Annotated in this window: 18 protein-coding genes; 8 read left to right on the forward strand and 10 right to left on the reverse strand. The window is 70.5% G+C overall.

What is annotated here, in order from left to right; genetic code table 11:
* Positions 1-6: 6 nt before the first annotated feature.
* A complete protein-coding gene (locus PYR91_RS19220) occupies positions 7-195 on the reverse strand; it encodes a DUF397 domain-containing protein (protein ID WP_279781358.1) in 189 nt (62 codons plus the stop codon).
* Positions 186-1,013, reverse strand: a complete 828-nt coding sequence (locus PYR91_RS19225) for a helix-turn-helix transcriptional regulator (RefSeq protein ID WP_279781360.1) — start codon at positions 1,011-1,013, stop codon at positions 186-188. The genes PYR91_RS19220 and PYR91_RS19225 overlap by 10 nt, the downstream gene beginning before the upstream one ends.
* Positions 1,014-1,201: 188 nt before the next feature.
* Here PYR91_RS19225 and PYR91_RS19230 point away from each other — a divergent pair, with 188 nt between their 5' ends.
* Entirely contained in the window at positions 1,202-1,588 is a 387-nt protein-coding gene (locus tag PYR91_RS19230) for an ATP-binding protein (protein WP_279781362.1), read from the forward strand.
* Here PYR91_RS19230 and PYR91_RS19235 read toward each other — a convergent pair.
* Positions 1,539-2,894 carry an MFS transporter gene (locus PYR91_RS19235; RefSeq protein WP_279781364.1) on the reverse strand — a complete coding sequence of 452 codons (1,356 nt, stop codon included), beginning with the start codon at positions 2,892-2,894 and terminating at the stop codon, positions 1,539-1,541. The two genes, PYR91_RS19230 and PYR91_RS19235, sit on opposite strands and share 50 nt — an antisense overlap.
* 71 nt (positions 2,895-2,965) lie before the next feature.
* Between PYR91_RS19235 and PYR91_RS19240 the strand changes: the two genes are divergently transcribed.
* Positions 2,966-3,976: a DUF5937 family protein gene (locus PYR91_RS19240; RefSeq protein WP_279781366.1), complete on the forward strand. Its 1,011-nt coding sequence runs from the start codon at positions 2,966-2,968 to the stop codon at positions 3,974-3,976.
* Positions 3,977-4,022: 46 nt separating this feature from the next.
* Here the strand turns inward: PYR91_RS19240 and PYR91_RS19245 are convergent, their stop codons facing one another.
* The 3 genes from PYR91_RS19245 to PYR91_RS19255 form a co-directional block, all read right to left on the reverse strand.
* A complete protein-coding gene (locus tag PYR91_RS19245; RefSeq protein ID WP_279781367.1) occupies positions 4,023-4,898 on the reverse strand; it encodes a carbohydrate ABC transporter permease in 876 nt (291 codons plus the stop codon).
* Positions 4,895-5,773, reverse strand: a complete 879-nt coding sequence (locus PYR91_RS19250; RefSeq protein ID WP_347943304.1) for a sugar ABC transporter permease — start codon at positions 5,771-5,773, stop codon at positions 4,895-4,897. The genes PYR91_RS19245 and PYR91_RS19250 overlap by 4 nt, the downstream gene beginning before the upstream one ends.
* 73 nt (positions 5,774-5,846) lie before the next feature.
* Complete coding sequence (locus tag PYR91_RS19255) at positions 5,847-7,130, reverse strand: extracellular solute-binding protein (RefSeq protein WP_279781369.1); 1,284 nt, start codon at positions 7,128-7,130, stop codon at positions 5,847-5,849.
* Positions 7,131-8,009: 879 nt separating this feature from the next.
* Between PYR91_RS19255 and PYR91_RS19260 the strand changes: the two genes are divergently transcribed.
* Together PYR91_RS19260 and PYR91_RS19265 are read left to right on the forward strand one after the other, a co-directional pair.
* Positions 8,010-8,156, forward strand: a complete 147-nt coding sequence (locus PYR91_RS19260; RefSeq protein ID WP_279781371.1) for a hypothetical protein — start codon at positions 8,010-8,012, stop codon at positions 8,154-8,156.
* 127 nt (positions 8,157-8,283) lie between these two features.
* Positions 8,284-10,365, forward strand: coding sequence for an ABC transporter ATP-binding protein (locus PYR91_RS19265; RefSeq protein ID WP_279781373.1), 2,082 nt, complete (start codon positions 8,284-8,286; stop codon positions 10,363-10,365).
* A gap of 153 nt (positions 10,366-10,518) precedes the next feature.
* Here PYR91_RS19265 and PYR91_RS19270 read toward each other — a convergent pair whose 3' ends face one another.
* A complete protein-coding gene (locus tag PYR91_RS19270; protein ID WP_279781375.1) occupies positions 10,519-10,920 on the reverse strand; it encodes a MerR family transcriptional regulator in 402 nt (133 codons plus the stop codon).
* Between the two features lie 80 nt (positions 10,921-11,000).
* Between PYR91_RS19270 and PYR91_RS19275 the strand changes: the two genes are divergently transcribed.
* Entirely contained in the window at positions 11,001-11,933 is a 933-nt protein-coding gene (locus PYR91_RS19275) for an aldo/keto reductase (RefSeq protein ID WP_279781377.1), read from the forward strand.
* Positions 11,934-11,961: 28 nt separating this feature from the next.
* On the opposite strand, the gene PYR91_RS19280 is transcribed toward PYR91_RS19275, so the two are convergent.
* On the reverse strand, positions 11,962-12,618 hold the full coding sequence (locus tag PYR91_RS19280) for a TetR/AcrR family transcriptional regulator (protein WP_279781379.1): 657 nt from the start codon (positions 12,616-12,618) through the stop codon (positions 11,962-11,964).
* 70 nt (positions 12,619-12,688) lie between these two features.
* Between PYR91_RS19280 and PYR91_RS19285 the strand changes: the two genes are divergently transcribed.
* Positions 12,689-14,017 (forward strand): GH1 family beta-glucosidase, encoded by a 1,329-nt coding sequence (locus tag PYR91_RS19285; RefSeq protein ID WP_279781382.1) that lies wholly within the window; start codon positions 12,689-12,691, stop codon positions 14,015-14,017.
* Between the two features lie 294 nt (positions 14,018-14,311).
* Here the strand turns inward: PYR91_RS19285 and PYR91_RS19290 are convergent, their stop codons facing one another.
* Positions 14,312-15,178 carry a hypothetical protein gene (locus PYR91_RS19290; protein WP_279781384.1) on the reverse strand — a complete coding sequence of 289 codons (867 nt, stop codon included), beginning with the start codon at positions 15,176-15,178 and terminating at the stop codon, positions 14,312-14,314.
* Positions 15,179-15,582: 404 nt separating this feature from the next.
* Here PYR91_RS19290 and PYR91_RS19295 point away from each other — a divergent pair, with 404 nt between their 5' ends.
* The gene (locus PYR91_RS19295; protein WP_279781386.1) at positions 15,583-17,019 is read left to right on the forward strand and encodes an aldehyde dehydrogenase; all 1,437 of its coding nucleotides are present in this window, start codon (positions 15,583-15,585) and stop codon (positions 17,017-17,019) included.
* Positions 17,020-17,264: 245 nt separating this feature from the next.
* Here PYR91_RS19295 and PYR91_RS19300 read toward each other — a convergent pair whose 3' ends face one another.
* A complete protein-coding gene (locus PYR91_RS19300; RefSeq protein ID WP_279781388.1) occupies positions 17,265-18,059 on the reverse strand; it encodes an alpha/beta fold hydrolase in 795 nt (264 codons plus the stop codon).
* 516 nt (positions 18,060-18,575) lie between these two features.
* Between PYR91_RS19300 and typA the strand changes: the two genes are divergently transcribed.
* Positions 18,576-20,426 carry a translational GTPase TypA gene (typA, locus tag PYR91_RS19305; protein ID WP_279781390.1) on the forward strand — a complete coding sequence of 617 codons (1,851 nt, stop codon included), beginning with the start codon at positions 18,576-18,578 and terminating at the stop codon, positions 20,424-20,426.
* Positions 20,427-20,441 lie beyond the last annotated feature (15 nt).

A 20,441-nucleotide genomic window follows, 5' to 3' on the forward strand; every position in this document is an offset into this window, starting at 1 on the left:
ATCGCGTCACCGCACCAGCCCCGACGCGAGAAAGACCCGCCACTCCTCCGCCCGGACCACGACCACCGGCCCTCCGACGTCCTTACTGTCCCGCACCCCGACCACCCCGACCAGATTCGCCGCCACTTCCACGCAGGATCCCCCGTCCGAACCCGACCTGGAGGACTTCCGCCAGCTCGCAGCGCTCAGATCCACCTGCTCATCTCCTTACTTATGATTCTCAAGCTCATGTGCCGAGGCAGCGCCTCCACACGCAACGCGTCGTACCGATCGGTGATCGCCTTCACCGTCTGGGGATCATCGGTGACGGTCCCCTGTATCGAAGACTCCGCCCAGACGGTTGTCCAGTGCCCGGGAAGCTCCGTGATCACGAAGGCACTCATCAGACCGCAGGTCGATTGGGCCTCGAAAGGGAGAACCTGGATCTTCACCCTAGGGTGCTCCGCGATCTCCAGCAGATACTCCAACTGCCGCCGCATGACGGTGGGGTCACCGATGGGCCGGTGCAGAACGCCCTCGTCGATGATGGCCCACACCGTCGGAGGGTCGGCTTTGGTGAGGATGGACTTGCGCTGGAGTCGCGTGGCGAGGCGCTGCTCAAGCAACTCGGGGGTGATCCCCGGTTCCCCCGCGAGCACGTGCCGCGCGTAGGCCTCGGTCTGCATCAGGCCGTAGACCAGCAGCGGATCCCAGGATCGGACGGCCGTGGCCTCCTGCTCGGCGTCCAGGCCGTGGCGGAACCATGAGGGCGCGGCGTCCTTCCACCGGTCGGCCATCAGCCACAGCTCGGACAGGGTGCCGTCGAGACGGAAGATCTCATCGCATCGCTGGGCGAAGGCCCTCTCAGGCTTGCGTTCGGCCCGTTCCACCATGCCGACCATGCTCGTGGAGAACAGAAGCAGTCGCGCCAGCTGCCCCTGCGTCAGGCTCGCCGCCACACGATGACGCCTGACCTCGAAGCCGAACCGCGCCAACGGCGAGGCCTCCGGGTTCAATTCCACCGGCTGCGGCATGACCCCTCCTCCACTCGCACGGCTTACCACGGCCGCCGCACCCGACCGTGTGTTCATAGTGCAACCATCCGACTCCACAAGGTAATCAAAGAAGTCACGCTGAGAGGAGCAAACCAGCAGATGGCATGGGACTCCTCTCGATCTCGCAGGGTTCCCCGTGTCACCTCGACATCGGAACGAGGCGCGACATGGCGACGGACAGGTTGTCGGGATCGCTGGAACTCATCGGCACGGTGGCGTCGGTTCCGGTGGCGCGGGCCTTCGTCCGGGGGAGGCTCGGCTCGGGGCACCCCGCGTTGGACGACGTCATGCTGCTCGCCACGGAGCTCACGGCGAACGCCGTTCTGCATTCGGGCTCACGGCACGGCGGCCCCATCTGGGTGACGCTCTCGGAAAGCGATCACGCCATCAGGGTGAGCGTCAGAGACACCGGCTCCCCCGACCGTCCATACGTCTCCGGCGACCTCTGGAGCGAAGGCGGTCGCGGGCTCCTCCTGGTGGAGGAGATCTCCCAGCGCTGGGGCGTCACGGACGATCAGGCAGGGCGGACGGTGTGGTGTGAGGTGAAGTTCTGACCGGCTCGGGTGGTGGGGACGGGGCCGGGTTGAGGTGTCTCGCGAGGGCCAGGGAGCCGAGGACGGTGCAGGCGCCGGCGGCGGCTATGGCCAGGTGGGGTGGGATGAGTTCGGCGGCGGCGCCGGTCAGGGCGGCGCCGAGGCCCTGGGTGGTCATCTGGCCCGAGGTGAGCAGGCCGAACGCCTGGCCGCGTACGGCTTCGGGGACCACGTCCACGAAGCGGCGCTGGTAGCCCAGGCCGTAGGCGAGGCCTGTTCCGCTGAGCACGCCGATCACCATGCAGAGGACGACGCCGGGGGACGCGGCGAAGCCCAGCAGGGGGAGGCCGGCGAGGACGGCCAGGGGCAGGGTGAGGCGCTCGCGCAGCGCCGGGGCGGCGAACCTGCCGACGACGAAGTTCCCCAGAGCCATCCCCGCCGCGAACGCGGCCAGGACGAGGCCCACCTGGGACGGGGCGCCGCGCTCGGTGAAGTACGGGACCACCACGGCCTCGGCCCCGGTCACGAACATGACCGGCACCCACGCGGCGAGCAGCAGGCCCCGGATGCGGCCGTCGGCCAGCAGCAGGCGGTTGACGCGCAGCGTGGCCCGCACGGGGTTGACCCGCGCCTCGGGCACGGGGGCGCGCGTCCGGCTCGTCCCGTGGCCCCCGACGCCGGTTCCCTGGCCGGGCAGCGGACCCGCGCCGTCGCCCGGCGCGGTCTCGGAGCGGGCGGGGCGGTCGGGGAGGCCGAAGCGGAGGAAGACGGCGCTGACCAGGGACAGGGCGGCGGTGAGGAGGAGGGCGCCGGTGGGGCCGGCGAGGGCCAGGAGGGCGCCTCCGGCGGCCAGGCCGGCGATCTGCGCGCCCGCGGCCGTGACCATCAGGACGGAACGGCCGAGCACGAACGCGTCCCCGGGCAGCAGGTCGGGCAGCACCGAGTTGCGCGCGGCGCCGAAGACCGGGGTGACCGCGCCCGTGGCGACCACGATGAGCAGCATCGCCCAGACCGGCAGCCCGGCGAAGCCCAGCAGCAGGCAGAGCGCGACCCGCACCAGCTCGCCGGCGACCATCAGGCGCCGGGGGCGCATCCGGTCGGCCAGCGACAGGAACAGCACCGCCCCGATGACGTACGGCAGGAACCCGCTCATCCAGGCCGCCGCCGACAGCCCCGCCGACCCCGTCCGGTCGTACACCAGTACCGAGAACGCCAGCATCTTCACGCTGTCGCCCATCACCATCAGCACGTAGCCGCCGAACAGCACGCGGAACTCACGAACCGCGAACACCTCGCCGAACGTCGCCCGCCTCGGGTCCCCCGTCATGGCACCTCCCGGAACGATGCTGGGGCACCGGGACCGCGCGGGGCTAAGCTTTCGTCCGCAGACGAAAGGTCGTGGGACGAAGCATGGGGTGGACGATCCGCATCGAGGTCGGGCCGCAGGACGTCATGGCCAGCCGGTTCGCCATCTCGCCGCTGATCGAGACCCTGCACGCCCTGCGGATCCTCTCCGGCTCCCATGAGGCCGGGGTGCTCCAGCCGTGGGCCGCGAGCAAGCGCGCCGTCTACGTGCGGCTGCTGCGCGAGCCGGGCATGGCCGCGCTCGTCACGCTGTTCCGCCGCGGCGCGTACAACGCCGACTTCACCGGCCCGCCGCCGTCCGGGGTGAACGTCGCGATCGAGGACGAGCTGGCGGTCGTCCGGGCCACTCCCCCGGCGCAGGCGCACGACGAGATCGCGAGGAACCTGGCCGGTCTGCCCGCGCCGCCGCCGGAGATCAGGGCGACGCTGGAGCGTCCCGACGTGGCGCAGGTGTTCGCCGACACCCTTGAGGCCGCGTGGCGCGAGATCCTCGCGCCCGACTGGCCGCGGTTCAAGGCGATCCTCGAACGTGACGTCGTGCGGCGCGCCGGGCGGCTGGCGACGTACGGGTGGAGCGCCGCCCTGGAGGACCTGAGCCCGCGCATCCGGCTGCGGACGGAGCGCGACCCGGCGCACATCGAGCTGCGCATGGACCACGCCGGCTCCGACGAGACACACCGGCTCGGCGGCCGGGGCCTGCTGTTCGTGCCGAGCGTGTGCGGCACCGGCGTCGGCGCCTACCTGGAGGACGCCTGGCCGTACGCGCTGGCCTACCCGGCCTGGGGCGTCGCCGTCCCCCCGGCGCGCAGGGACGGGCTGGCCCGGCTCATCGGGAAGACCCGGTCGGCGATCCTGCACGCCCTGCCCGCCACCACGACGCAGCTCGCGGCGCTGCTCACGCTCAGCGTGGGCGGCGCCGGCGACCACGTCGCCGCGCTTCGCGGCGCCGGCCTGATCAGCGGCACCAGGACGGGCCGCGCGGTGCTCTACCACCGCACGGCCCTCGGCGAGGCACTGATCGGCGACCGGCCTGACGACGCCTGAGCCGACGACGCCTGAGCCCGGCGACGCCTGAGCCGGACGCCGGGGATCAGCCCTTGAGTGCGCCCGCCATCAGGCCGCGCATGAAGAACCGGCCGAGCAGGACGTAGACCACCATCGTCGGCACCGAGGCTATGATCGCGGCGGCCATCTGCTGGCTGTACGGCACGGTCTGGGCACCGGCGATGTTGTTGAGCATCACCGTGGTCGGCCAGGACGTCGGGCCGGTGAGGAAGACCGCGAACAGGAAGTCGTTCCACATCGAGGTGAACTGCCAGATGATGACGACCGCGAACGCGGGCCCCGACACCGGCAGCACGATCGACCAGAACGTCCGCAGCATCCCCGCGCCGTCGACCCTGGACGCCTCCATCAGCTCGTCCGGGATCGTCACGTAGTAGTTCCTGAAGATCAGCGTGCAGATCGGGATGCCGTACACCACGTGCGCGAGCACGAGCCCCGGGATGCCCCCGTACACGCCCAGCGTCACCATGAGCTGGACGAGCGGGATCATCACCCCCTGGTAGGGGATGAACATGCCGAACAGGAACAGCGTGAACACCAGGTCGGAGCCGGGGAACCGCCACTTGGACAGCACGAACCCGTTCATCGCGCCCAGCGCGGCCGAGATCAGCGCGCCGGGGACGGCCAGCAGGAAGCTGTTAGCGATGCCCGGCTTGAGCCGCTCCCATGCGACCTGCCACGCCTCGGTGGTCCACACCGAGGGCAGGCTCCACGCCTGGCTCGGGTCGGCCTCGCTCAGCGGCTTGAAGCTGGTCACCAGCAGCACGTACACCGGGATCAGGAAGACCACGATGAAGCCCAGCAGCAGCGTGAACCTGAGGTAGACGGGCCAGCGGGCCCGGCGGGGGGCCTTCGGGGCCTGGTTGCCCGCCCTGGGCGGGGCCGCGACGGCCGTGGTCATGAGCGCCTCTCTCTGCGGGCGTTCCAGATCAGGTACGGCACGACGAAGACGGTCACCGACAGCACGATGTACGCGGCGATCGTCGCGCCCTTGGCCGGGTCGTGGGAGTCGAAGACGGCCACCCACATGAAGACGGCGGGCACGTCGGTGATGATCTGCTTGCCGGACACCGACACGATCAGGTCGAAGACCTTGAGCGAGATGTGGCCGAGGATGATCAGGGCCGACAGCGTGACCGGCCGCAGGAACGGCAGCACGACGTACCGGTAGACCTGCCACTCGCGGCAGCCGTCCACCCGGGCGGCCTCACGCAGCTCCTCGGGGACGCCGCGGAACCCGGCCAGGAACAACGCCATGACATATCCGGACATCTGCCAGATCGCTGGAATGGCCATGGCGGCCATCCCCCAGTCCTGGTCGCGGAACCACGAGTTCTGCAGGAAGTCCAGGCCGAGGCCGTCGAACAGCCGGTTCAGCCCGACCGCCTGGTCGTCCTGGCCGCTGTTCATCAGCCACCGCCACACCACGCCGGTGGCGACGAAGGAGATGGCCATCGGGAACAGGTAGATCGTGCGGAACCCGCCCTCGCCCCGGATGCCCTTCTCCATCAGGAAGGCCAGCAGCCACCCGAGGATCAGCGCGCCGCCGACGAAGACCGCCGTGAAGACGATCGCGTGCCGGACGGAGATGCCCCAGCGCTCCTGGTCCCAGAGCGAGACGAAGTTCTCCAGCCCGACGAACTCACCGGTGGAGATCTCGTCGTGCTGGTCGGTCATGGCGAGCCGGAAGTTCCAGCCGAGCATGCCGTAGACGAAGACGGCTATCGCGATGATCGACGGCGTGACCAGGAGAAGCCCCGGCAGCCATCTGCGCACACGCGACACGTACACCCCCAAGAAGGCTCGCGCCCGCTCCGGGCGGGCGCGAGCCGTACGGGAACCGGCTGGTTCACTGGTTGTTGGACTGGGCCGCCTCGGCGAGTGCCTGCTGGAGCTTTGCGGCGTCCTTGCTCTGCAGGAACAGGCCCACCGCCTCGGTGATGGCCGTCTTCCAGGGGTCGTTGGCGACCACACCGTGCTGGAGGGAGCCGGCCAGCTTGCCGTTGGCCCACTGCTCCAGGTCCCACTTCAGGTAGTCGGTGTACAGCGCGCTGTCGGCGTCCTTGCGCGCCGGAATGGAGCCCTTCTTGGGGTTGAAGGCGTCCTGCCCCTCCTTGCTGGCCGCGACCTTGAGCCAGGCCATGGCGCCTTCCTTGTTCGGGGCGCCCTTGGGCAGGGTGAAGCTGTCGGACAGCCACATGAACGTGCCATCGGTGCCCGGCGACGCCGCCCAGTCGAAGTCCTCCTTGGAGGTCTTGCCGAGCCCGCCGTCCGGAGGGTTGTGGAAGTAGCCGTAGGCCCAGTCGCCCATGATGTTGAACGCGGCGGCGCCGTCCGCGACCTGCTTGGCGGCGGGCTGCCAGTCGTCCTGGGGCGCTCCGGCGTACGACATGATCGTCTTGAAGTCGTTCAGCGCCTTGGTGACGGCCGCGCCCGACCAGTCGGCGCCCTTGGCCCACAGGCCGTTGTAGGCGTCGGTGCCCATGGAGCCGAGCATCACGCTCTCGAGCAGGTGGACGACCGTCCACTCAGAGCCGATGGACAGCGGGATCTTCCCGGTCTTCTTGACGGCCTCCAGCGCCGTGACGAACTCCTCGATCGTCTTGGGCGCCCCGGCCACCCCGGCTTCCTTGAGGATCTCGGGGTTGAACCACAGGACGTTGGACCGGTGGATGTTCACCGGCACCGAGTAGACGTTCCCCTCGTAGGTGATCTGGTCGACGAGCTGCTGCGGGAAGACGTCCTTGAGCTTCAGCTCGTCGTAGAGGGCGTTCAGCGGCTCCAGCTTGCCGGCCTTGATGTAGCCCTGCAGCTCGGCTCCGGCGTGCCCCTGGAAGGTGTCCGGCGGCTGGTTGGCCTGCAGCTTGCTGGACAGCAGAGCCCGCGCCTTGTCCCCCGAGCCGCCCGCGACGGCGGCGTCGAAGAAGGTCAGGTCGGGGTTCTGCTTCTGGAAGATGTCCCTCATGGCCTTCAGGCCGTCGGCCTCGCCGGGGCCCGTCCACCATGAGAAGACCTCGACCTGCTTCTTCGCCGTGCCGCCGCCGGTCGCCTGCTCCGTGCCGCCGCCACAGGCGGCGAGGGAGAGCATGCCCGCCACGGTGACCGCGACGGCCGACATCCACCGTCGTCGCATTTCCATGGTCCTTCCAGGTTGGGAGGGCTGTACACGCACGCCCGTCCCCTGATCCGGCCATGTGTGACAACGTTGTCAGTAGGCAATCAAGCCACCTCACGACCCGGCCGTCAAGGGTGGTGAAATAACGTCTCCATATAGCCCACGGCGGCGGCCGGGAGGCGAGCCCGGGCCGCGTGCATCAGCGGGAGACGCCGCGGCCCGGGCTCACGGGCCGCGCGACCCGGGCTCGGTCTCCACCCCTCCGAGGCGACCTCACCGTGTCGTGCAAGGCCACGCGGCGTCCTGGGCGCGCATGGCGCGATGGGACCGCCCGGCAGGGCCATCACCAAGTGTCACATCCAAGGAACGCAGCGCGCCGGAATCATGCCCGATTCGCATCCTCGCTTGTGAAGTGTGTTGATCATGCCAGTAAATGCGAAGGTGTTCGGCGATATCTCCCGATGAGTGAAGCGAGGGGTCAAGCGCCGCTGAACGTTTTACTTGTCGGATACCCGGGATACCCCTGATTAACATCTTCCGTAAATATGATCACATTGGCTACTCTGCTGTGATCATACGTACGAACGGCGCTCCGCTGACGTAGTCCGCTCGGGTGATGGCACGTTCCGCACCGAGCCGGTCCACGGGCAGGGCCCGGCGCTCCGGCGGCGGGAGACGGCTTTGACGCACGACGCGGACCCCTTCCCCGCATCAGGCACCCGGGCGGGCCGACTTCAAGTGCCAACCCACGGCCCGGTTTCGGCCTGTCCTTTATATACAAGCGGTGATCAACAGAGCCCAGGTTCGTCGTCCGCCGTCACGGAAGGTAAGCTTCCACGAGCACCGGCTCCGAGGACGCTTTCCGGGCCGGTGGAGCACTCACCTCGGGAGACTCGGATGGAGACCGTCGACCTGGAAGATCTGGGCCTCGAACTCCTTCTCATCGCCGCACTGCACGATGAGGCGGAGCGCCTTGCCTCCGAGCTTCCCGAACCCGCCACCCCCGCCAAACGGTGCCGCGGCTCGCGGCGTCAAGGGCTCTGAGCTCGAAAGCCCTCAATCCGGCGACGCGCGCATGTTGGCGAATCGCAATAATTGCGGCTTTCATCTAAAACAGCAGTCTTTTGCTCGCTCGCTGTAAACTGTCGGTGGCAGCGTTCACACTTCGAACATGGCCGACTCTCGTCAGCAATCATCGCCCGCCGACGGCTCCGCCCCCTCCTCTGAGGACGCATCCCCCTCCGCCCCGGCGCCCGGGTCGTCACCCACCGACACCTCCGGAGCCCTCCGCGGGCTCGACGGCGCCGATCCCCGCCCGTCCGAGGGCACCCGCCCGCCTCCGCAGGCCGGGCCCGGCGCCGAGGCGCCCGCCGCCGAAGAGGCGCTGGTCGATCTCGGCGAGGTCACCTTCAGCGACTGGCACACCCACACCGCCACGATGACCGGCGTGGGGTTCCTCACCATCGCCCGCAGGCTGCCCGCGCTCATCGGCCAGGCGGTCGGCATGGCCTGGCGCGCGAGCCCGCGCGACACCGCCGCCACGGTGGGCCTCAGCGTGCTGGGCGGCCTGTTCACGGCCTTCGGGCTGCTGGCCACCACCGGCGTGCTCCAGGCGCTGTTCTCGGCCGGTCCCACGCCCGATCGGGTGAGGGCCGCCCTGCCCAGCCTGCTGCTCGTCGGCGTGGCCGCGGCGCTGCGGTCGGCGCTGGAGGCCGGGGCCGGGTGGGCGCAGTCCCGGCTGGAGCCGCAGGTGTCCCGCATCGCCGAGAAGCAGCTCTACGACCTCACCAGCCGGGTCGACCTGATCTGCTTCGACGACCCCGAGTTCCACGACTCCCTCCAGCGGGCCCGCACCCGCGGCGTCAGCATCGTCGACAACGTGGTGAGCTCCGCCATCAACCTGCTGACCGGCTTCATCGGCATCGCCGCCGCGGCCGGCGTGCTCGGCATCCTGCACCCGGTGCTGCTGCCGCTGCTCGTGCTGGCCGTCATCCCCGACGCCTGGGCCGCCGTCCGCTCGGCACGCATGCGTTACACGACCATGTACGCGCTGATCCCGGTGTACCGCCGCAAGTGGATCCTCACCGAGCTCATGGCCGACCGCGAGACCGCCGCCGAGGTGCGCTCGTTCACCATGCGCCGCTTCCTGATGCGGCTGTACGACGTCGTGGCCGGCACCGAGCAGGATGTCGTGCTGCGGCTGGCCCGCAGGCAGACGGTGGCCAAGCTCATCGGCGAGGCGCTCAGCGGCCTCGGCACCGCCCTGGTCTACGTCGCGCTCGGCGTCCTGCTCGCGATCGCCGCCGTCCCGCTGGCCGTGGCGGGCACGGCCGTCCTGGCCATCAGGTCGGGGCAGACGTCTTTGACCAACCTCATGTACGCCACCAACCGGCTGTACGAGGAGGGGCTCTACTTCACCGACTTCCTCGACTTCTGCGCCCAGGCGCGCGAGCGCATGGGCGCGGCCCGCCCCCGGCGGTCACCGCCCGCCTTCAAGCGCATCACGGTCGATGATGTGACGTTCAACTATCCAGGTAAGGACGAAGCCGCGCTCGACCACGTGTCCATCCACATCGACCAGGGCGAGGTGGTCGCGCTCGTCGGCGAGAACGGCTCGGGCAAGACGACGCTCTCCAAGATCCTCGCCGGGCTGTACGAGCCGGCGAGCGGGCAGGTGCGGTGGGACGACGTCGACATCGCCGCCGTCGACCAGGATGATCTGCGGCGCAACATCGCGGTCATCGCCCAGGACCACACCCGCTGGCCGCTCTCGGCGAAGGACAACATCACCATGGGCCTTGAGCGCGGCGAGGCCGCCGTGCACGCCTCCGCCGAGGTGGCGGGCGCCGACCAGGTCGTGGCCGAGCTGCCGCACGGCTACCGCACCCTGCTCGACCGCCGCTTCAAGGACGGCCACGAGCCCTCGGGCGGCCAGTGGCAGCGCATCGCCGTGGCCAGGGGCTTCTACCGCGACGCCCCCCTGCTCATCTGCGACGAGCCGACGGCCGCGCTGGACGCCCGCGCCGAGCACGCCCTCTTCGAACGCATCCGCCGCCACGCCGACGGCCGCACCGTCCTGCTGATCACCCACCGCCTGGCCAGCGCCCGCCATGCCGACCGCATCTACGTCCTCGACCACGGCAAGGTGACCGAGCAGGGCACCCACGACGACCTCATGCACCTGAACGGCATCTACGCCGACCTCTACTCCCTCCAGGCCAGCGCCTACGGCGTATCCCCCACCGCCACCTGACGCTAGTCCGACCTCCGCCACCGGCCAGGACGAGGACCCGTTTCTCCGCACGCGCAGTGCCCACTTCCGGCGCCGCACCGGCGAGAAGGCCTACGGCGAAGGCGGCGCCGCCGTGCGGCGGGTCACCGGGGTGCGCCGCGAGCCGGAGGGCGGCTATCGGCGAGCGGGGTCGGGGGTTTCGCGCAGTTCGGCTACGGCCTGGACGTCGCGGTAGTACTGGATTTTTCGTTGGATGGCCCGCTGGCGTTCTCTGAGCAGGGTGATCTGGGCCTCGATGGCGGCGTCGTGGGATTCCAGGACGCCGATGCGGTCGGCCACGGTGTGGTCGCCGCTGCGTACGAGTTGGGCGAAGCGGAGCATCGCGGCGATGGGCATGCCGGTGTCGCGCAGGCACCGCACCATGCCGAGCCAGCCCACGTCCTCCTCGCTGAAGCGCCTCTGGCCGGCGGCGTTGCGCTCCACCGGTTCCAGCAGGCCGATGCGCTCGTAGTACCGCAGAGTGTCCAGGCTGAAGCCGGTCTCCTCCGCGACCTGCCCGGGGGTGTAGACGGTCACCCCCCGAGCATGGCACCTGGAGTGGGCTCCAGGTCAATGGGGTTGACCTGGAGTCCGCTCCAGCGTGCAGGGTGTGGCGCATGACACACATCGCACTCGGGACGATCCCCTTCGGCACCGCCGTGGACGAAGCCACGTCGTTCGCGCTCCTCGACCGTTTCGTCGAGGCGGGCGGCACCATGATCGACACATCCAACAACTACCCCTTCTGGATGGAGGGGGCCACGGGCGACGAGAGCGAGGCCACGATCGGCGCGTGGCTGTCCGCCCGGGGCAACCGCGACCGGGTGGTGCTCAGCACCAAGTGCGGCGGCCGTCCCACCATCCCCGGTGATCGCACGCTGGACTCCGCCGAGGGCCTGTCGGCGCCGACCGTCCGCGCCGCCGTGCGCGAAAGCCTGCGCCGGCTGCGGACCGACCACGTCGACGTCTACTGGGCGCACATCCAGGACCGGAGCACGCCGCTCCAGGAGCAGGTGGAGGCGTTCGCCGGGCTGGTGGCGGACGGCGCCGCCAAGGCCGTGGGCGCCTCCAACCACCCGTCCTGGCGGCTGGAGCGCGCCCGCGCCCTGGCCGTCGCGAACGGCTGGGCGCCCTACTCGCACGTGCAGCTCAGGCACTCCTACCTGCGCCCGAGGCCGGGCGTGCGGCTGCCGGAGGCGGGGCACGTGCAGGTCGGCGAGGAGACGCTCGACTACGTGCGCACCGAGGGCCTGCGGCTGTGGGTCTACACCTCGCTGCTGGCGGGCGCGTACAGCGGCAGGGCCGACCGGCCCGTGCCGGCCCACTACGACCACCCGGGGACGGCCCGCCGCCTGGCGCGGCTCCGCGAGGTGGCCGCCGAGCTGGGCGCGACGCCCAACCAGGTGGTCCTGGCCTGGCTGCTCGCCCAGGACATCGTCCCGATCGTCGGCGTCAGCTCCGCGCCGCAGCTCGAAGAGGCCCTCGCGGCGGTCGACCTCAAGCTGGACGACGAGGTGCGCGCCCGCCTGGACGACCCGGCCCTCGCCTGACGGCACCCCCGCGGCCGGGGGTGGCGGGTCAGCCGCCGGAGATGTGGTCGGACAGGTAGCGGCGGATCAGGACCTTGCACTCGGCGATGAGGTCGGGGTCGCCGCCGGGGCGGACGCGGAAGGCGAGCTTCAGGACGGCGTCGGCGGCCTCCACGGCGACGAACAGCGCCCGGGCCAGGCCGGGGTCGGTGGGGGCGCCGAGCAGGTCGACGACGAGCCCGCGCAGGCGGTCGGCGACGATGACGTTGTTCTCCAGGGCGGCGTCCAGAAGCCGCTTGGTGCCCTTCACCGGCGGGCCGCCGGGGGTGAACAGCACCTCGCCGAAGTCGACGACGGCGAACCCGGGCGTGGTGCGCTTCATCTCCACGAACTCGTCCACCGCGAGGTCGACGGCGCCGGTCCAGTCGGTGATGCCGGCCGACGCGAACCGGGTGGTGAGCCGGGCGAGGAACGCGTCCAGGTTGCGCAGGGCCAGGGCGCGTACCAGGCCCTGCTTGTCGGGGAAGAACTGGTAGAACGTGCCGATCGGCACGCCCGCCCTGCGGGCCACCTCCTTGGTGGTCAGCCCTTCGTACCCGACCTCCTCCAGAAGGCGGGCGCATTCGTCCAGCATGCGCGCGACCCGCTCCACGCTGCGGCGCTGGGCGGGACGGCGGCGCAGCGTCCCTGCGGAGACGTTCGTCATCTGCCCATCATCCTCCCGCCATCGCCCGCGATGCCTAACATGAGATTCATTCGCATCGCCGGAGGTCGTCATGTTCCTGTGGGGTACGGCTACCGCGTCCTACCAGATCGAGGGCGCCGCCACGGAGGACGGCCGAGGGGCCTCCGTCTGGGACACCTTCACGCGCCAGCCTGGCCGCGTGCGCGACGGCCACACCGGGGACGTCGCGTGCGATCACTACCACCGCTGGTCCGAGGATGTCACGCTCCTGGCCGGGCTGGGGGTGAACTCCTACCGCTTCTCCATATCGTGGCCGAGAGTCCAGCCGGACGGCCGCGGCCCGGTCAACGAGCGGGGGCTGGACTTCTACGACCGCCTGGTCGACGCGCTCTGCGCGGAGGGCATCGTGCCGGCGGCCACGCTGTTCCACTGGGACCTGCCGCAGGCCCTGGAGGACCGGGGCGGCTGGCTCGCCCGCGACACCGCCCACCGCCTGGCGGACTACACGGCCGTCGTGGCCGAGCGCCTGGCCGACCGGGTGCCGCTGTGGATCACGCTGAACGAGCCGTTCGTCCACATGGCCTTCGGGTACGGCCTGGGCACCCACGCCCCCGGCCACACGCTCTTCATGGACGCGCTGCCCGTCGCCCACCACCAGCTCCTCGGCCACGGCCTGGCCGTCCAGGCGCTCCGGACGGCCGGCGCCGAGCGGGTGCTGCTGACCAACAACTGCACGCCCGTGTGGCCGGCCTCCGCGTCGCCCGAGGACGCGCGGGCCGCCGAGGCGTACGACACGCTTCACAACAGGTTGTTCAACGATCCCGTCCTGCTGGGTTCGTATCCGGATCTCTCGGCGTACGAGCTGGACGGCATCGACGCGGTCCGGGACGGCGACCTGGAGATCATCGCCCAGCCCCTGGACGGGCTCGGGGTGAACTACTACACCCCGACCCGCATCGCCGCCCCGTCCGGCACCCTGCCGCTGCCCTGGGAGGACGCCGGCGTCACCGGCCACCCCACCACCGCCTTCGGCTGGCCCGTGGTGCCCGACGGCCTGCGCGAGCTGCTGGTGGGCCTCAGAGCCAGGTACGGCGACGCGCTGCCGCCGGTGTACGTGACCGAGAACGGCTGCTCACTGGCGGACGAGCCCGGCCCGGACGGCGTGGTGGACGACCAGGCGCGCGTCGCCTTCCTCGACGGCCACATCAGGGCGCTCGGCGCCGCGATGGCCGAGGGCGTGGACGTGCGCGGGTACTACGTGTGGTCGCTGCTGGACAACTTCGAGTGGGCCGAGGGCTTCACCCAGCGCTTCGGCCTCGTCCACGTCGACTTCCCCACCCAGAAACGCACCCCCAAGGCCTCCTACCACTGGCTGAGAGACCACATCACCACCCGCCCCGCCCCGTGGAACGGCGACTGAGCCCTCTACGACGCCCGCACGCGGGAGGGCCGGCCGCCGCGCACGGCGCCGCGTTCACCGCACGGGAACCCGCCGTACCGGCCCCGGTCGGGGGATCCGGGGTGGCGGCTCGACGGGCGGGCACGCTCAACCTGGCCCAACCCCTGGGCCGGCCGCCGCACACGGCGCCGCGTTCACCGCACGGGAACCCGCCGTACCGGCGCCGGTCGGGGGATCTGGGGTGGGTGCGCGGACCGTGCGGGCACCTCAAGGCGCCGGCGTCGCGAGGCGCTCAGGAGCCCGGGGCCTTGATCGTCAGAAGACCGAGACGTGGACGTGGTCGTAGTGGTTGGCGGTGATGCCGCCGCGGTCGGACATCTGGCGCCAGCCGGCGCCGGTGCGGATGTCGTAGTAGCGCTGGCGCCAGATGATGTACATGATGCCCAGCGCGCGGCCGTTGTCGATGGCCCACTCGGCCAGGGCGTCGCCGCGGGCCATGGAGGCGGCGTCGGGCATGCGGCCGCCGGTGCTCATCATGAAGTCGCAGGCGCGGCCCTTGCCGTGCTCGCCGGGGTCGCCGGGGCGCAGGCAGCCGACGCCGAACGGCATGGGGTAGTTCTGCATGATGACGTTGCGGATGCTGACCATGCGCGCGGTGAGGCCGCTGCCGGCGTCGGGGGTCTGGAAGCCGAACTTCTTCAGGAGGCGCTCGACGTCCTCCTTCTTGTCCTCCAGCTCCTTGATCTCCTTCTTCAGGTCGACGATCTTGCCGTCGGCCTCCTTCTTGGCCGCCCGCGACTCCTTGATCAGGTCGCCGATGACCTTCAGGCGCTGGTTCTTCTCCTCGGCGAGGTAGGTGACGGTGGCGACCTGGCCGAGGATGGAGTCGGGGTCGCCCTCGTAGCTCAGCACCCGGGGGCCGTCCACCGTGCCCGACATGTAGGAGTTGCGGTAGAACTGTGCGACCTGCTCCTCGGCCTTGGCCAGGTCGGCCCGCAGCTTCTTGACGCGGTCACCGGCCTTCTGCGCGGCGCGCCGGGTGTCCTCAAGGCTCGCGATCTCGCCGCGGTAGGCCTTCTGCAGGTCGGACGCCTGCTTGGTGAGCTTGTTGAGCTGCGCCTGAGGGCTGGGCTTGGCCTCGGCCGCCGACAGGGCGGGCATCGAGGACAGAGCAATCGACATGGCCGCCAATGCGGCGATCGAGCCTGACCGCATCAGCCCTCCCTCCTCTCGACGCCCCGAGACCCTAGATGCCGATCTCCGGAGCCGCCACACGATCGGAAGAACCTGTACACCATTGGCGAAGTATCTACCACTTCATGAACCCGCCGAGCACTGGTTCCGGATAATTGGGCCCGTCCCGCGGGTGAACGTTCCCGGTGCGTACCGGCAGGCCGCGGGCCCTGGCAGCGGCCCCGGTCTCCAGCCGCCCGATCTTAGCGGCGCCGGGCGCCGCGGGTCCCGGGCTCTTGCCAACCGCTCTAGAACATGTTTCTGTCTCAGGGAACGCCGCCGGGCCCCGCTTCCGGCGGGATCATCGACATGCGCTCGATCAGGTACGCGGCCCTCGAGACCAGGAGGCAGGAATGCTCCAGCACGACCGTCTTTTCATCGGGGGCGAGTGGGTGGCCCCCGCGGGCGCCGGGACGATCGACGTCGTCTCCCCGCACACCGAGGAGGTGGTGGGCCGCGTCCCGGACGCCACCCCCGCCGACATGGACCGCGCCGTGGCGGCCGCGCGCAGGGCGTTCGACGAGGGGCCGTGGCCGCGGATGACGATGGCCGAGCGCGCCGAGGTGGTCGGCAGGCTGGCCGACCTCTACGCCGCCCGCCAGTCGGAGCTGGCCGAGCTGATCACGCTGGAGATGGGCTCCCCCATCACCTTCTCCCAGCTCGCGCAGGCCCCGCAGCCGCTGGGCATGCTGCGCTACTTCGCCGAGCTGGGGAAGACGTACGCCGTCGAAGACCAGCGCCCCGGCATGTTCGGCCCGGTCACCGTGCGCCGCGAGCCGGTCGGCGTCGTCGCGGCCGTGGTGCCGTGGAACGTCCCGCAGTTCGTCATCATGACCAAGCTGGCCCCCGCGTTGATCGCCGGGTGCGCCGTCGTGGTCAAGCCGGCCCCGGAGACCCCGCTGGACGGCTACCTCCTCGCCCAGATGATCGAGGAGGCCGGCTTCCCCGAGGGGGTCGTCAGCATCGTGGCCGCCGGCCGCGAGACGAGCGAGTACCTGGTGTCCCACCCGGGCGTCGACAAGGTGGCCTTCACCGGCTCCACCGCGGCCGGGCGCCGCATCGCGTCGATCTGCGGACAGGGCCTGAAGCGCTGCAGCCTCGAACTCGGCGGCAAGTCGGCCGCGATCATCCTGGACGACTGCGACCTCGGCGCCGCCATGGGCTTCCTGTCCATCGCCTCGCTGCTGAACAGCGGTCAGGCGTGTGTGGCCCAGACCCGCATCCTGGCGCCGGCCTCCCGCTACGACGAGGTCGTGCACGCCGTGGCCGACATGGTCGCGGGCCAGCCCGTCGGCGACCCCGGCGACCCGGCCACCGGCATCGGGCCGATGGTCGCCAAGCGCCAGCAGGAGCGGGTGGAGGGCTACATCAAGCTCGGCGTCGACGAGGGCGCCAAGCCCGTGCTCGGCGGCCTCGACCGGCCGTTCGACCGGGGCTGGTACGTGGCGCCGACGGTGTTCGCCGGCGTGTCCAACGACATGCGCGTCGCCCGCGAGGAGATCTTCGGGCCCGTCCTGGTCGTCATCTCCTACCAGGACGAGGACGACGCCGTCCGCATCGCCAACGACAGCGAGTACGGCCTGTCGGGCACGGTCTGGACCGCCGACACCGAGCACGGCATGGACATCGCCCGCCGGGTCCGCGCCGGCACCTACGGCGTGAACATGCTGAACACCATGGAGCCGGCCACGCCGTTCGGCGGCTTCAAGGCCAGCGGCCTCGGCCGCGAGCTGGGCCCCGAGGGCCTGGAGTCCTACCTGGAGCTCAAGTCGATCGCGCGCCTCGGCTGAGGCGGCTCGCGTCCGCCGCCCAACGCGCCCCCGCGTCGCTGGGCGGCGGCCCGCGAATCAGAGATGTCCGAGATCGCCCCCGCTGGGAGACGGCTCATGGCCGGCCGCTCCCGCTGGATCTCATACGTCCCGTGTTGTAGACGACATTTGTTGGCATTTGGTTCGCGGCCTGTCCCCGATTGGTGCGAACCGAATCCCGTACGGCCGCACGGCCGCGCATGGAGCGGTCCAGGCGACGCGGCAGGTCAGCCGGCCGTCGCGGACCTCTCGGGGCGTGAACCGCCGTCGTAGACGGCCTGGGCGGCCCAGGCGCCGACCCGCCTGATCAGGCCGGGGGTGGCGGCAGCCTCGGCGTGCCCGAAGCCCGGCTCCACCCACAGCTCCTTGGGCTCCTGGGCGGCGTCGAACAGCTGGTGGGCGTGGTCGAGCGGGAAGAAGGCGTCGGCGTCCCCGTGCACGATCAGCAGCGGTGTGGGCGCGACCCGCCCGACCGCCTCGTGCGGCGCGAGCGGCACGGGGTCCCACGTGCCCTTCGTTATGCGCGTGCGCTTGGCGATGCGCGCGACGAGCCGCCCCGACGGCCGCTCGATGACCCAGTGCACCTGGCGCATCGGCCGGGTGTCGCGGTAGTACCAGCGCGCCGGGCCGCTGACCGCCACCACGGCGTCGGTGCCGCGGTGCAGCGCCGCGTGGCGGACGGCCACCGCCGCGCCCATCGAGAAGCCCACCGTGGCCACCCGCGAGTAGCCGAGCGACCGGGCGTACGCCACCGCGGCGTCCAGGTCGAGCACCTCGGCGTCCCCCACCGTGGACCGGCCGCCGGAACGGCCGTGGCCGCGGAAGTCGAACGCCACGACCCCGCCGAACCCGCTCAGCACGTGCGCGATGCGCCGCGTGGAGCGCTCACGCCAGGAGCCGGTGAACCCGTGGGCTATGACGACGCCGAACTCGGCCTCGCCCCGCGAGGGGGTGTGCGCGGCGTCCAGCCGCACACCGTCCTTCGTGATCAGCGTCGCGGGGAATGCTCTGGCGAGAGGCATGCGACGAGCTTATTCGGGAGCGTCTCGGCGCAGGCGGAAGCATGGCCGCCCGGCGGTCCCGCGGCCCCGGTCTGGGCCTTGACGGTGATCGGTATGAGCAATCCGACGATGAAGGCCCCTATGACGAGGGCCCACACGGCAAGCCTGCAGCGAAAGTCTCGCCTGCACGGGGACACGCCGAACGGTTCGGCGACCTGGCGCGCGGAGGCGGCGAGTCGGTCAAATCCTTCGTCCACCATGAGAGAGTGTCTGCCCGGGCGTCCCGGCGTTAGTCCCCGGGCCCGGCGCCCCCACCCGGCCGCGGGAAGACTTCGCAGGTTGGCCTGGGGTGATTTTCTGGCAATCGCCATTTTCGCGGCCGCAGCCGCCATGATCCGGGCAGGAAAACCCGGCTTCGTGCGTGTTATGCCCCTGTTTGCGCAAGACCGGCACACGGCGGTAACAGCGATCACCTAAAATGGTGGAGGCCGCATCACTCGGCGGCCGGCCTCCAGCGACCCAGAGCGAGACTCCATCATGCCTTTGAACAGCCGCGACGACCTGCGTAACATCGCGATCATCGCGCACGTCGACCACGGGAAGACCACGTTGGTCGATGCCATGCTCTGGCAGTCCGGAGCGTTCCGCGCCAACCAGGACGTCGATGAACGGGTCATGGACTCCAATGACCTGGAGCGCGAGAAGGGCATCACCATTCTCGCCAAGAACACCGCCGTGAAGCACAGCGGCATGACCCTCAACATCATCGACACCCCCGGCCACGCCGACTTCGGCGGCGAGGTCGAGCGAGGCCTGTCCATGGTCGACGGCGTGGTGCTGCTGGTCGACGCCTCCGAGGGCCCGCTGCCGCAGACACGCTTCGTGCTGCGCAAGGCGCTGTCGGCCAAGATGCCGGTCATCCTGTGCATCAACAAGGTCGACCGCCCCGACGCCCGCATCAAGGAGGTCGTCGACGAGGTCTACGAGCTCTTCATGGACCTCGACGCCACCGAGGAGCAGATCGACTTCCCGATCGTCTACGCCTCGGCCAAGGCCGGCCGGGCCAGCCTCGCGCGTCCCGACGACGGCGGCATGCCCGACTCCCCCGACCTCGAGCCGCTGTTCGAGACGATCACGAGCACGATCCCCGCGCCGACGTACGACCCCGCCTCGCCGTTCCAGGCCCACGTCACCAACCTGGACGCCTCCAGCTACCTCGGCCGCATCGCGCTGTGCCGGGTGCACCAGGGCGTCATCAAGAAGGGCCAGCAGGTCGCCTGGTGCCGCACCGACGGCAGCATCCAGCGGGTCAAGATCAGCGAGCTGCTGATGACCGACGCGCTGGAGCGCAAGCCGGCCGAGCAGGCCGGGCCCGGCGACATCATCGCCATCGCCGGCATTCCCGACATCATGATCGGTGAGACCCTCGCCGACCCCGACGACCCGCGCCCGCTGCCGCTGATCACCGTCGACGAGCCGGCGATCTCGATGACCATCGCCACCAACACCAGCCCGCTGGTGGGCAAGGTGAAGGGCTCCAAGGTCACCGCCCGCATGGTCAAGGACCGCCTCGACAAGGAGCTGGTCGGCAACGTCTCCCTGCGCATCCTGCCCACCGACCGTCCCGACGCCTGGGAGGTCCAGGGCCGCGGCGAGCTCGCGCTCGCCATCCTGGTCGAGCAGATGCGCCGCGAGGGCTACGAGCTGACCGTCGGCAAGCCGCAGGTCGTCACCCGCACGATCGACGGAAAGCTGCACGAGCCGGTCGAGCGGCTCACGGTGGACGCCCCCGAGGAGTACCTCGGCGCGATCACCCAGCTCCTGGCCGTCCGCAAGGGCCGCATGGAGAACATGACCAACCACGGCACCGGCTGGATCCGCATGGAGTTCGTGGTCCCGGCCCGCGGCCTGATCGGCTTCCGCACCGAGTTCCTCACCGAGACCCGCGGCACCGGCCTCGTCCACCACGTCTTCGAGGCCTACGAGCCGTGGTTCGGCGAGCTGCGCACCCGCGCCACGGGCTCGCTGGTCGCCGACCGCAGCGGCTCGGTGACCGCCTTCGCCATGGTGAACCTCCAGGAGCGCGGCACGCTGTTCGTCACGCCGGGCACCGAGGTCTACGAAGGCATGATCATCGGTGAGAACTCCCGGGCCGACGACATGGACGTGAACATCACCAAGGAGAAGAAGCTCACCAACATGCGCTCCTCCACGAGCGAGGAGACCGAGAAGGTCATCCCGCCGCGCTCGCTGTCGCTGGAGCAGGCGCTGGAGTTCTGCCGCGAGGACGAGTGCGTGGAGATCACCACCGACCACGTCCGCCTTCGCAAGGTCGTGCTGGACGCTCCCAGCCGCGCCCGCACCACCGCCCGCGCCAAGCGGGGCTGACCACACCGAGGCTCG

It is taken from the genome of Sphaerisporangium sp. TRM90804, assembly GCF_029846175.1.
Classification (GTDB): Bacteria; Actinomycetota; Actinomycetes; order Streptosporangiales; family Streptosporangiaceae; genus Sphaerisporangium.

Coding starts and splice junctions, on each gene's coding strand:
- PYR91_RS19225 (WP_279781360.1), bottom strand. CDS start 1,013: ATGCCGCAGCCGGTGGAATTGAACCCGGAGGCCTCGCCGTTGGCGCGG.
- PYR91_RS19230 (WP_279781362.1), top strand. CDS start 1,202: ATGGCGACGGACAGGTTGTCGGGATCGCTGGAACTCATCGGCACGGTG.
- PYR91_RS19235 (WP_279781364.1), bottom strand. CDS start 2,894: ATGACGGGGGACCCGAGGCGGGCGACGTTCGGCGAGGTGTTCGCGGTT.
- PYR91_RS19245 (WP_279781367.1), bottom strand. CDS start 4,898: ATGACCACGGCCGTCGCGGCCCCGCCCAGGGCGGGCAACCAGGCCCCG.
- PYR91_RS19255 (WP_279781369.1), bottom strand. CDS start 7,130: ATGCGACGACGGTGGATGTCGGCCGTCGCGGTCACCGTGGCGGGCATG.
- PYR91_RS19260 (WP_279781371.1), top strand. CDS start 8,010: ATGGAGACCGTCGACCTGGAAGATCTGGGCCTCGAACTCCTTCTCATC.
- PYR91_RS19265 (WP_279781373.1), top strand. CDS start 8,284: ATGGCCGACTCTCGTCAGCAATCATCGCCCGCCGACGGCTCCGCCCCC.
- PYR91_RS19275 (WP_279781377.1), top strand. CDS start 11,001: ATGACACACATCGCACTCGGGACGATCCCCTTCGGCACCGCCGTGGAC.
- PYR91_RS19280 (WP_279781379.1), bottom strand. CDS start 12,618: ATGACGAACGTCTCCGCAGGGACGCTGCGCCGCCGTCCCGCCCAGCGC.
- PYR91_RS19285 (WP_279781382.1), top strand. CDS start 12,689: ATGTTCCTGTGGGGTACGGCTACCGCGTCCTACCAGATCGAGGGCGCC.
- PYR91_RS19290 (WP_279781384.1), bottom strand. CDS start 15,178: ATGTCGATTGCTCTGTCCTCGATGCCCGCCCTGTCGGCGGCCGAGGCC.
- PYR91_RS19295 (WP_279781386.1), top strand. CDS start 15,583: ATGCTCCAGCACGACCGTCTTTTCATCGGGGGCGAGTGGGTGGCCCCC.
- PYR91_RS19300 (WP_279781388.1), bottom strand. CDS start 18,059: ATGCCTCTCGCCAGAGCATTCCCCGCGACGCTGATCACGAAGGACGGT.
- typA (WP_279781390.1), top strand. CDS start 18,576: ATGCCTTTGAACAGCCGCGACGACCTGCGTAACATCGCGATCATCGCG.